The organism is Roseibium sp. RKSG952 (genome assembly GCF_009711355.1).
This window is the reverse complement of sequence record NZ_SMMF01000800.1, coordinates 1-10,421: the sequence shown is the minus strand read 5'-3', so window position 1 is coordinate 10,421 and position 10,421 is coordinate 1. Positions and strand designations below refer to the sequence as shown.

General features: G+C 59.1%; 10 protein-coding genes. 7 read left to right on the top strand and 3 right to left on the bottom strand.

Annotated features, from left to right (window positions below; all coding sequences use genetic code 11):
* Positions 1 to 68: 68 nt before the first annotated feature.
* The 3 genes from E1297_RS07470 to E1297_RS07460 form a co-directional block, all read right to left on the bottom strand.
* A complete protein-coding gene (locus tag E1297_RS07470; RefSeq protein ID WP_155135964.1) occupies positions 69 to 857 on the bottom strand; it encodes a DeoR/GlpR family DNA-binding transcription regulator in 789 nt (262 codons plus the stop codon).
* 63 nt (positions 858 to 920) lie between these two features.
* Positions 921 to 2,225 carry a hypothetical protein gene (locus E1297_RS07465; RefSeq protein ID WP_155135961.1) on the bottom strand — a complete coding sequence of 435 codons (1,305 nt, stop codon included), beginning with the start codon at positions 2,223 to 2,225 and terminating at the stop codon, positions 921 to 923.
* A gap of 78 nt (positions 2,226 to 2,303) precedes the next feature.
* Positions 2,304 to 2,849: a DUF1134 domain-containing protein gene (locus E1297_RS07460; protein ID WP_244327673.1), complete on the bottom strand. Its 546-nt coding sequence runs from the start codon at positions 2,847 to 2,849 to the stop codon at positions 2,304 to 2,306.
* A gap of 219 nt (positions 2,850 to 3,068) precedes the next feature.
* On the opposite strand from E1297_RS07460, the gene E1297_RS07455 reads away from it, so the two are divergent.
* The 7 genes from E1297_RS07455 to E1297_RS07425 all read left to right on the top strand — a co-directional run bounded on the left by E1297_RS07455 (position 3,069) and on the right by E1297_RS07425 (position 10,281).
* Positions 3,069 to 3,542 (top strand): YHS domain-containing (seleno)protein, encoded by a 474-nt coding sequence (locus E1297_RS07455; protein WP_209015689.1) that lies wholly within the window; start codon positions 3,069 to 3,071, stop codon positions 3,540 to 3,542.
* Between the two features lie 203 nt (positions 3,543 to 3,745).
* Complete coding sequence (gene chpT, locus E1297_RS07450; protein ID WP_155135952.1) at positions 3,746 to 4,387, top strand: histidine phosphotransferase ChpT; 642 nt, start codon at positions 3,746 to 3,748, stop codon at positions 4,385 to 4,387.
* A gap of 136 nt (positions 4,388 to 4,523) precedes the next feature.
* The gene (locus E1297_RS07445; RefSeq protein ID WP_155135949.1) at positions 4,524 to 7,286 is read left to right on the top strand and encodes a chemotaxis protein CheW; all 2,763 of its coding nucleotides are present in this window, start codon (positions 4,524 to 4,526) and stop codon (positions 7,284 to 7,286) included.
* Positions 7,283 to 7,762 (top strand): chemotaxis protein CheW, encoded by a 480-nt coding sequence (locus E1297_RS07440; protein ID WP_155135946.1) that lies wholly within the window; start codon positions 7,283 to 7,285, stop codon positions 7,760 to 7,762. The genes E1297_RS07445 and E1297_RS07440 overlap by 4 nt, the downstream gene beginning before the upstream one ends.
* A gap of 45 nt (positions 7,763 to 7,807) precedes the next feature.
* Positions 7,808 to 8,173: a PleD family two-component system response regulator gene (locus tag E1297_RS07435; RefSeq protein ID WP_155135943.1), complete on the top strand. Its 366-nt coding sequence runs from the start codon at positions 7,808 to 7,810 to the stop codon at positions 8,171 to 8,173.
* Between the two features lie 18 nt (positions 8,174 to 8,191).
* Positions 8,192 to 9,409, top strand: coding sequence for a chemotaxis response regulator protein-glutamate methylesterase (locus tag E1297_RS07430; protein WP_155135940.1), 1,218 nt, complete (start codon positions 8,192 to 8,194; stop codon positions 9,407 to 9,409).
* Complete coding sequence (locus E1297_RS07425; protein ID WP_155135937.1) at positions 9,406 to 10,281, top strand: protein-glutamate O-methyltransferase CheR; 876 nt, start codon at positions 9,406 to 9,408, stop codon at positions 10,279 to 10,281. The genes E1297_RS07430 and E1297_RS07425 overlap by 4 nt, the downstream gene beginning before the upstream one ends.
* The last annotated feature ends 140 nt before the right edge of the window (positions 10,282 to 10,421 follow it).

Sequence of the window (10,421 nt, the reverse complement as noted above, 5' to 3'; positions counted from 1 at the left end):
CACGGGTTCGAGTCCCGTTGGGCGTGCCAAATTATCTTCAAAAAAAATATATCAGTTATGACGCGGAACTAGACCGCGTCCTCGAGTGGCTGCTTTGCCGCACCGGTTTCGATCAATGTGACTTCCTGCTCGCGCGCCATCCGGCGGATCGCTTCGGAGGGGCATGTATCGGTTACGAAGCTGTTGACCTGAGACAGGTGACCGACACGCACCGGCGCTGTGCGCTCGAATTTCGTACTGTCGGCAGCGAGGATCACGTGGCGTGCGTTTTCCATGATCGTCTGGGTCACGCGCACTTCACGGTAGTCATAGTCCAGCAGGGACCCGTCCGGATCGATCGCCGAGGCGCTGATGATCGCAAAATCCACCTTGAACTGGCGCATGAAATCGACGGCTGCCTCGCCGACAATGCCGCCATCCGCGTGGCGCAATACGCCGCCGGCAACGACCACTTCAATTTGCGAGTAGCCACGCATCAGGCTGGCGACATTGAGGTTGTTGGTGATGACCATCAGCCCGCGATGCTGCAACAAGGCTTGCGCGACCGCCTCGGTCGTGGTGCCGATATTGATGAACATCGAGGTGTTGTCGGGAATGATCGCAGCTACGCGCGCGCCGATATCCGCCTTTTCGGTGCTTGAAATGATCCGCCGGGCTTCGTAGCCAACGTTTTCAATCCCCGAAGACAGCAAGGCGCCGCCATGGGTCCTCGACAGCAGCCGTCGTTCACAGAGTTCGTTCAGGTCCTTTCGGATGGTTTGCGGGCTGACATCGAAGCGGCGGGCGAGGTCGTCCACGCTGACGCGGCCCGTCTGACGGGCGATTTCCAGAATGGCATTGTGGCGGGCAATCAACATGGATGCGGTCGTCCGGTGTTCGGCAAATTGATATTCACGTCTGGCGAGCCCATCTGGTCTGCGTCAGGCGACGTCCTTGTTCTTGGTCTTGACAGATGCAGCCTCGGCTTGTGCCTTTTCAGGTTGGCGGTCCGGGCCTGACCCGCTGGGCTGGTCAGGCGGATGCGCAGGGGGCGGTGCGGATGCTCTCTGGGCCTTCATGATGCGTTTAACCAGAGCGCTGGCCGATTGCGTTGTTGCCGGATTGTCCGGAAGGCCTGCAACCGGGTTGCCAGCTGGAGAGGAAACCTGTCCCTGGTTTGCCGTTTCATCTGGTTTTTGTGGCGAGCTGAGGGCATCTGCAGGGCTGTTCGAGATCAGTTTTACAAGCGTTTGCATGTCCGTCCGGATGGCAGCGAGTTCCGGTGCAGTCCGCAATTCCCCGCGCAGTCTTTCGATTTGTCCAAGGGCACGTTGCAGCAACCGGTCCCGGTGCTGTAGCTCCGAAACCAGCGAAGACCGCCGGTCGTCGGCTTCCTTCAGCTCCGACCGCAATTTCTTTTCAAGTTTCGCGCCTGCCGTGTCCTGGGGGCGCCGATCCGCCAGAAGCCGCGCCACCTCGGCCTGGGCGGAGATATATTTTGTTTCCGCCTCGATCAATTCGGTTTCGAGACGTGCAACGGTTTTTTGAAGGGCCTCGGCAGCGGTGTCGATCTGATGTGCGGGGTTGGTACCGTTCCGTTCACCTGAAGCGGCTAACTGTGCTTTCAATTGAGCTATCTGGGATTCGAGCGCTGCTATGGTTGCGAGTTCGACCGTTTCTGCCTCGGGTGTCCTGGCAGGCGGCGCGCCGGTTGCGGAACTCTCCGGTGCTGTTTGATGAGCAGCTGCTGCATCCTCGAGTTCTGAGCGGGCCTTCTTCAATTCGGTTTCCGTCAAGGCCAATTGCTTTCGAGCCGCCTTGAGGTCTTGCCGCAGGCGTTTTGTAGCTGTTCCGGACCGTTCGGTTAACTCGGCTTCCATGGCGCGCCGCTCCTGGTCCAGCTGCTGCTCCAGCTCGACCTTCAAACGAAGTCCGTCTGCTTTGAGTTGACCGGCTTCGGCCCGGTAGCGTGCGGCGGTTTCACCGGCATCCTTGAGAGCCTGCTCGCTCCTGTTCAATGCGATTGCATATCTGGCGCGTTCTGCGTCCTGGGCTGCGCGGACCTCGCGATAACTGATCGGGTTGGTTGCGATCATGGCTTCGCGGGTCAAGCGCACGGCGCGCTTGTAGATCGCAGGCAGAACCGCAAGTGCAAGCAGGCCCGCACTCAAAAAACCCAGGGCAATATACATCGCCGCTTCGATCAAACGCGTCTCCCATGCCGTTTCGTTGGCGCCTTTCTCCATCAATAGAGGAGCTTAGCGCGATCGCCAAGCCCGTGCGATACGAAACTGACCATACGGCAAGAGCGTCTTTCCCTTGCCCTAGAACGGGTTCCAGGTCGGGTCTGGCGTAAACTTGAGGTATCCGAGGTTGAGACCCAGCCGCGCACCGACACCTGCCCGGACCGGAACGACGACGACATCGTAGTATTTCAGGACGGTCATTCCGACGCCGCCGACAAGGTAAGCCGAGCCGTTCACCCCGACATACCGGTTATAGATTGCCTGCACGTTGGGCAGGTTGTAGACCAGCATCATCACGCGGGCGCCATCGGCACCGAAATCCCAGCCAGCCGACGGGCCCTGCCAGAAAATCTTGTGAAGTCCGCGGTTGCGGGTGTAGAGGTCGCCTTCACCGTATCTGGCACCAACAACGAAGGCACCGGAGCCCTCTTCGCCGAGAATATAGCCGTTGGGTTTGCCAAACTGACCAAATGCCCGCTCCACAACAGAGGCGAGGCCTCCGGAAACCGAACCGAAAAACTGATGTCCGGTTTGCAGGATTTCATCCTGCTCGTAGGTCTGAGGCGGTAGCTTTTCGCTACCGGATTGCGCAAGGGCAGGCCCGGCCGCAGATGTGGCGAGCAAGGCCCCTCCAGCCGTTTTGAGCAATCCGGATACGGCTTCCCGCCGCGTAAGGAGTAGTCGGTCTTTCATTGACAGTTCCATTTTTGGGCATGCTGCCGATTGTCGGGCTTCAAACCCGGGCGCAAGCGTGAGAAGTGCTATAACCCCCGCAAGAGCAAAAACGAATCAGTTTATTCTACCATCCGAATCACGAAGTTTCCCGGCATGCAAAGCTGCTTTATGAAATGGACAAGGGTATGGCTGTCCTTGTGCACGACTATTATCGTTGCTGTCTCCTTGGCCGGTCATGCCCGCGCCGCACCCTATGTTCCTGACGAAATGTCCGGATATGCCATTGGCGGGCATGACCCTGTAGCGTATTTCATCGACGGCAGGCCCCGGAAGGGAAAACCGTCTCATGAATTTCTTTGGGGCGGTGTCGTCTGGATATTCGTTAACAAGGGCAATATGGAAGCCTTCAAAGATGCTCCAAATGTCTATGCGCCCCTGTTTGCCGGTTGTGACGCGTTTTCCTTGAGCGAAGGGTATGCCACGGAAGGCAACCCGTTGGTCTTTGCCTTCGTTCAGGGGCGGCTGTTGTTTTTCTTCTCGGACGTCAACCGGTTCCTGTTCTTGTCCGAACATGACGAGTTGATGCAACGGGCGCGGAAAAATGCAGGAAAAACCGGGTGCGCTGCCAATCGGCCCAATTGACCTTTCGATCCGTTTGAGAGCGGGGCGATCTGCATAGAACATGACACCGCTTTCGATGGAACTGCCGGTTGACGGCTCGAAAGCCCCAAACTGTGCGGTTCCGGAACGGGCGCTTGGCACTGCGCCAACGGTTGTGTATCCCTTGAGAAGCGTTTGCGAATCGATCCCAAGACATCTTCCAAATCCAACAAGTACAGGTCGCCATGTCCGAACTCAAAGAGATATCCTCGCTTGATCTGGCAGCCTTGGTTGCAAGCCGGGTGTGTCACGACATCATCAGCCCGGTCGGCGCCATCACAAACGGCCTTGAGGTTTTGGACGAGGAAGGCTCGGAGGACATGCGCGAGTTCGCCATGGACCTGATCCGCAAGAGTGCCCGACAGGCATCCGCAAAGCTCCAGTTTGCCCGGCTGGCTTTCGGTGCAGCGGGATCGGCGGGTGCTGAAATTGATATCGGGGACGCGCATGTGGTTGCCAGCGGGTTCATGGAGAATGAAAAGTCCGACCTTGATTGGCAGGTCGACCGGCAATTGATGCCGAAGGACTTCGTCAAGCTCCTTCTGAACCTGATCCTGATTGCCAACCAGTGCGTGCCACGCGGTGGCAAGATCCTGGTGGCAATGACGGGCGATGCGAAACAGCCGGCCTTCACGGTGACCGCGTCCGGGATCAACTCGAAGATCCCGCTTGGCATGAAAGAGACCCTGTCTGGTGAAGAGCCCGAGCGTGTCGATGCCCATTCCGTTCAGTCAATCTATACACTTTTGCTTGCACGGGAGTGCGGCATGCGTTTGGCAATGGACAAAAATGACGAAAACGTTAAAATTTCAGCTAGCCTAATTTAAAGCCTGAAGTTACAATTCTCCATGCCGGTTTCAGCGTATCTTAACTGTTTTTAGCCCACCCTCCCGCCGATGGACTACCCCGTCCAATCGTCCCGGTCGGGACGCGGTACCAGTAACAGTCGGGTGAGAACAGGCCATGGATGACCTTCTCAGGGAATTTATAACCGAGACAAATGAAAGTCTGGATGTCGTCGACGTCGAACTTGTGAAGTTCGAAAAGGAGCCGAACAATGCCCGGATCCTCGACAACATCTTTCGTCTCGTGCACACCATCAAGGGAACCTGCGGCTTTCTCGGGTTGCCCCGGCTCGAAGCAATTGCGCATGCAGCCGAAACACTGATGGGCAAATTCCGCGAGGGGGCGGAGGTGACACCCGATGCGGTGAGCCTGACCCTGGCATCGATTGACCGGATCAAGGAAATCCTGACAGAGCTGGAAGCGTCCGAAGGCGAAGAACCTCAGGGCGATGACACCGATCTCATCGGCCAGCTCGAGGACATGTCCATGATGGCCGAAGCGGCCATGGCCGGGTTGGGAGCAGCTGATGCGCAGGTTGCCGCCGAAGACGCCGGGACGGGCGAAAGCGGCGATCTTCCCGACCAGGCCCTTGAACGTCCGTTGCGTCCGGGCGAAGTGTCGCTGGATGAGCTTGAACGCGCGTTTCGGGAAACCGAGGTGGAGATCGAGCTGGCTGCTACCTTGGAAGAACCTGCAACCGCACCTGTTGCGGTTGTGAAGGAAATCGCGCCGAAAGCCGACAAAGAGCCCGAAAAAGCATCCGGCAACGGGGCTGATACAGGCGACAAGAAGGCATCCGGCGGGTCGGTCTCGAACCAGACCATCCGCGTCGCGGTCGATACGCTTGAACACTTGATGACCATGGTGTCGGAGCTGGTGCTCACCCGCAACCAGCTTCTGGAGATTGTCCGCCGCCACGAGGACAGCGAGTTCAAGGTTCCCTTGCAGCGTCTTTCGAACGTGACCGCGGAACTGCAGGAAGGGGTCATGGCGACCCGCATGCAGCCGATCGGGAACGCCTGGCAGAAGCTCCCGCGCATCGTGCGCGATCTGGGGCAGGATCTGCACAAGCCGATCGAACTGGAAATGATCGGTGCCGAGACGGAACTGGATCGCCAGGTCCTCGAAATGATCAAGGACCCGTTGACCCACATGGTCCGGAACTCCGCAGACCACGGTCTGGAAACGCCGGAAGAGCGCCGCGCGGCCGGGAAACCGGAAAAAGGCACGATCACGCTCGCGGCCTATCATGAAGGCGGCCACATCATCATCGAGGTCCGTGACGACGGGAAGGGCCTCGACGTTCAGAAGATCAAGTCGAAGGTCTTGGAACGCGGGCTGGCAACCGAAGCCGAGTTCGACAAGATGTCGGACGCGCAGGTCCACAAGTTCATCTTTGCCGCCGGATTCTCGACGGCGGCCAATGTCACGAGCGTGTCCGGCCGTGGTGTCGGCATGGACGTGGTCAGGAACAACATTGAACTGATCGGCGGTACCGTCGACCTCCGCTCGACGCCGGGCAAGGGTACGAGCTTCATCATCAAGATCCCGCTGACGCTGGCGATCGTCTCGACCCTGATCGTCGAGGCTGGCGGGGACCGCTTCGCGATCCCGCAGCTGTCCGTGGTGGAGCTTGTCCGGGTCCAGACCAATTCGGAACACCGGATCGAGCGGATCAAGGACACGCCCGTGCTGCGGTTGCGCAACAAGCTCTTGCCGCTTGTGCACATGTCGCAGCTCCTCGGCATTGTCGATGAAGCTGCGGCCGAAGAAGCGCTTGATGCCGACAACGGCTTCATCGTGGTCATGCAGGTGGGCAGCCAGACTTTCGGCGTTGTCGTCGATGCGGTGTTCCACACCGAGGAAATCGTGGTCAAGCCGATGTCCTCGATGCTGCGCAATCTCACCATGTTCTCTGGCAACACCATTCTGGGCGACGGATCGGTCATCATGATCATCGACCCGAACGGCGTGGCTAGCGCCATGGCCAGCCATGCCTCGGGGTCGGTGACCGAGCAGGCAGAAGAAGAGGCCGAAAATCAAAGCCGCAAGGCGATTACCGGGCAGAGCACGATTTCCCTGCTCCTGTTCCGGGCCGGTTCGCCGGAGCCGAAGGCGGTGCCACTCTCGCTGGTCACGCGCCTTGAGGAATTCGAGGTCAGCAAGATCGAGCGTTCCAACGGCCGGGACCTCGTCCAGTACCGCGGCGCTTTGATGCCGCTCGTTTATGTCAACACCGGCGATACGCACAAGTCCGAGGGCACCCAGCCGATGCTGGTATTCTCCGACAGTGGACGGTCCATGGGCCTCGTGGTCGACGAGATTGTCGATATTGTCGAGGACCGGATGGACATCGAGGTTGGTTCGGAACGCCCGGGCATTCTCGGATCGGCGATCGTCAAGGACAAGGCGACTGAAATCCTTGATCTCGGCTATTACCTGCCGCAGGCCTTTGAAGACTGGTTCATGCGCAAGGAAATGGACATCGAGGCACTGACCAAGAAAGTGCTGTTTGTCGATGACAGCGCGTTCTTCCGGAACATGCTGACGCCCGTTCTGAAGGCTGCCGGCTACGATGTGACCACTTGTGAAAGTGCGGCCCAGGCCTTCGAACTTCTCGAAAACGGTGCCGAGTTCAACGCGGTTGTCAGCGACATCGAAATGCCGCAGATCAACGGCTTCGAATTCTGCGAGGGGTTGCGCAGGGATCCGCGATTCCGGCATCTGCCGGTGCTGGCCTTGTCGGCCATGGTGACCCCTGCCTCGATCGAGCGGGGCCGGCAAGCGGGCTTTGATGATTATGTAGCCAAGTTCGACCGCCCCGGTCTGATTGCGGCATTGAAGGACATCTTCTCCGGTGAATTGGGAGTTGCTGCATGAGTGTTCTGGACAAGAAGGTCGCTGCCGGAAGCGACATGATCCAATATGTGACCGTGGTGATCGGCGGGCAGCTGTTTGGCTTGCCGATTGCGCAAGTTCATGACGTGTTCGTGCCCGAAAGCGTGACCCGTGTGCCGTTGTCGGCTCCGGAAGTTGCCGGTGTCCTGAACCTGCGCGGCCGCATCGTGACGGCCATCAACATGCGCCGCCGCCTGCATTTGCCGCCTCTCGAAGACGGGCAGATGATGGCGGTCGGCATCGAGTACAAACATGAAAGCTATGGGCTCGTGATCGACACTGTCGGCGAGGTGCTTACCTTGGCGGCAAGTTCGGCAGAGCCGAATCCGTCCAACCTTGACAAGCGCTGGGCAGAAATCTCCGGTGGCGTCCATCGCCTCGACGGTCAATTAATGGTTATTCTTGACGTTGATCGTTTGCTCGGTGCCATGTTTACCGAACCCATGGCGGCAGCGTAGGATAGAGTAACCCAAAGGGGTTGTTCGGAACTGGAGTGGAGCCCAATGAAACAGTGCCTCGTCGTTGATGACTCGAGCGTCATCCGCAAGGTGGCCCGGCGCATTCTCGAAGACTTGAGCTTCGAAATCACTGAAGCGGCAGATGGAAAACAGGCACTGGACGCCTGCCGGAAAGCCATGCCCGATGCCATCCTTCTGGACTGGAACATGCCGGTGATGGATGGCCTCGAGTTTTTGACCAGTTTGCGGGACGAAGAAGGCGGGGACGCGCCGGTGGTGGTCTTTTGCACGACGGAAAATGATGTGGCCCACATTGCCCGGGCGATCAGTGCAGGGGCCAACGAATACATCATGAAGCCGTTCGACAGGGAAATCGTGGAAGCAAAATTCCAGGAAGTCGGCCTTATCTGATTTTTGGCGGATACATAAATGGCGTTAGCGCACAAGAACATCTCCGCCGGTACTAGCGCAGGAAACGACCCGCTCCGGGTGATGGTTGTCGATGATGCGGTTGTGATCCGCGGGTTGCTGACCCGCTGGCTGGGGGAGGACAAGGCCATCGAAGTGGTCGGGTCGTACCGGAACGGCAAACTTGCGGTCGACGATATCGAAAAGATCAATCCGGACGTGGTGGTGCTCGATATCGAGATGCCGGAGATGGACGGCATGACCGCGCTGCCCCTGATGCTGGCGAAAAAGCGTGATCTCGTGGTGATCATGGCGTCCACGCTTACGCGGCGCAACGCGGAAACCAGCTTGAAGGCCCTGTCATTGGGCGCGGCCGATTATGTGCCGAAACCCGAAACCACATCGGAAGTCACAACAAGCATCGATTTTCGCCGCGAGCTGATTGAAAAGGTCAAGGCATTGGGGGCCAGGGCACGCCGCATGCGCGGGCCGGTCCGCACGATGCGGGCAGAGACACTTGCAGGCCGGACGGCAACCCCGTCATCGCGCGTATCGACACCCCGGCAGATCAATACCCGCGATGCGTTTCGTGGTGCTCCGGCGCCCGTCAAGCCCGGTGCCGCCCGTTTTGTGACCCGGCCGTATTCCTCGATCCGGCCAAGGGTTCTGGCGCTCGGCGCCTCGACCGGCGGTCCGCAGGCGCTGCAGGAAGTGATGCGGCAGGTCGGAACGGCGATGAACGAGGTTCCGGTTCTGATCACACAGCATATGCCGCCGACATTTACCGCCATTTTGGCGGAACATGTCGGCAAGGCGGCCCTGCGTCCGGCCCGGGAAGGTGAGGATGGAGAGATCCTGCGCGGCGGCCAGATTTATGTGGCCCCGGGCGGCAAGCACATGATCGTCGAAAAGGAGGCCGGTGCGGTCAAGCTCCGCCTGACCGACGATCCGCCGATCAACTTTTGCAAGCCTGCCATTGACCCGATGTTTGACAGTGTGGCGAAAGCCTATGGATCCTCTGCACTGGCGGTCGTCCTGACCGGCATGGGGCATGATGGTGCCAATGGCATTCGCAGCATTGCAGCCGGCGGTGGCAGCATTGTCACGCAGGACGAGGCGACCAGCGTTGTCTGGGGCATGCCCGGTGCGGCTGCTGCGACAGGTCTGTGCTCCGACATTCTGCCACTTTCCGAAATTGGCCCGAAGCTGGCCCGCGTCTTGAAAGGAAAAACGCGATGACCCCGGCCGAATTCGACTTTTTGAGAGAGTTTCTCAAGGCCCGCTCGGGTCTGGTGCTTTCCGAAGACAAGCAATATCTGGTCGAAAGCCGTCTGCTTCCGGTCGTGCGCACGGGAGCGCTGGAAACGCTCAGCAACCTGATCGGTGTCTTGCGGCGCGGCGGCAATCGCAAGCTTGAAACGGACGTGGTCGAGGCGATGACCACAAACGAAACCTTCTTCTTCCGCGACAAGACGCCGTTCGAGCATTTCAAGGACACGATGCTGCCGTCCCTGATGGAGGCCCGCGCGTCGTCGAAGGCATTGCGTATCTGGTGTGCTGCAGCCTCCAGTGGCCAGGAGCCTTACTCGCTGGCGATCTGCCTCAGGGAAGCGCAAGCCCGGATGCCCGGCTGGCGGACGCGCATTCTGGGCACGGACCTGTCGGCGGAGGTGCTGGACAAGGCCCGCAAGGGCATCTACAGCCAGTTCGAGGTACAGCGCGGCCTGCCGATCCAGATGCTTTTGAAGTATTTCGAGCAGAAGGGAGATCTTTGGCAGATCAACGCCACGCTCCGGGCCATGGTCGAGTGGAAGGCCCTCAATCTGCTTGAAAGCTTCAGTTATCTTGGCGAGTTCGACATCATCTTCTGCCGGAACGTCCTGATCTATTTCGATCAGCCGACCAAGACGGAAGTGCTGGCGCGTCTTGCCAAGTCCCTGCCGGAAGACGGTTTTCTCGTTCTGGGGGCAGCCGAGACCGTGGTGGGGTTGACGGATGCGTTCAAGCCCGTGCCGGGAAAACGGGGCCTGTTCCAGAAAAAGACGCGCGATGCTGCCAAACCGGCAGCGTTCGGAGCCCGGCTGTCGGCAACCGGAACACTGGGCCGGTAGTCTGATGTCCTGCCGGCGCGTATTGGCTAGTGCCTATGTGCTCCGGACGGGCGCAAGATGCGTCTGACTGTGCTTTTTAAGACGTCTGCATATTGCTGGTCTGGGCAGCCGAACGCGCCAATTCTGCCCATTTTCATCTG

Excerpts from the sequence above, each read along its gene's own strand:
- E1297_RS07470 (WP_155135964.1), bottom strand. The coding sequence starts at position 857 with ATGTTGATTGCCCGCCACAATGCCATTCTGGAAATCGCCCGTCAGACG.
- E1297_RS07465 (WP_155135961.1), bottom strand. The coding sequence starts at position 2,225 with ATGGAGAAAGGCGCCAACGAAACGGCATGGGAGACGCGTTTGATCGAA.
- E1297_RS07455 (WP_209015689.1), top strand. The coding sequence starts at position 3,069 with ATGAAATGGACAAGGGTATGGCTGTCCTTGTGCACGACTATTATCGTT.
- chpT (WP_155135952.1), top strand. The coding sequence starts at position 3,746 with ATGTCCGAACTCAAAGAGATATCCTCGCTTGATCTGGCAGCCTTGGTT.
- E1297_RS07445 (WP_155135949.1), top strand. The coding sequence starts at position 4,524 with ATGGATGACCTTCTCAGGGAATTTATAACCGAGACAAATGAAAGTCTG.
- E1297_RS07440 (WP_155135946.1), top strand. The coding sequence starts at position 7,283 with ATGAGTGTTCTGGACAAGAAGGTCGCTGCCGGAAGCGACATGATCCAA.
- E1297_RS07435 (WP_155135943.1), top strand. The coding sequence starts at position 7,808 with ATGAAACAGTGCCTCGTCGTTGATGACTCGAGCGTCATCCGCAAGGTG.
- E1297_RS07430 (WP_155135940.1), top strand. The coding sequence starts at position 8,192 with ATGGCGTTAGCGCACAAGAACATCTCCGCCGGTACTAGCGCAGGAAAC.
- E1297_RS07425 (WP_155135937.1), top strand. The coding sequence starts at position 9,406 with ATGACCCCGGCCGAATTCGACTTTTTGAGAGAGTTTCTCAAGGCCCGC.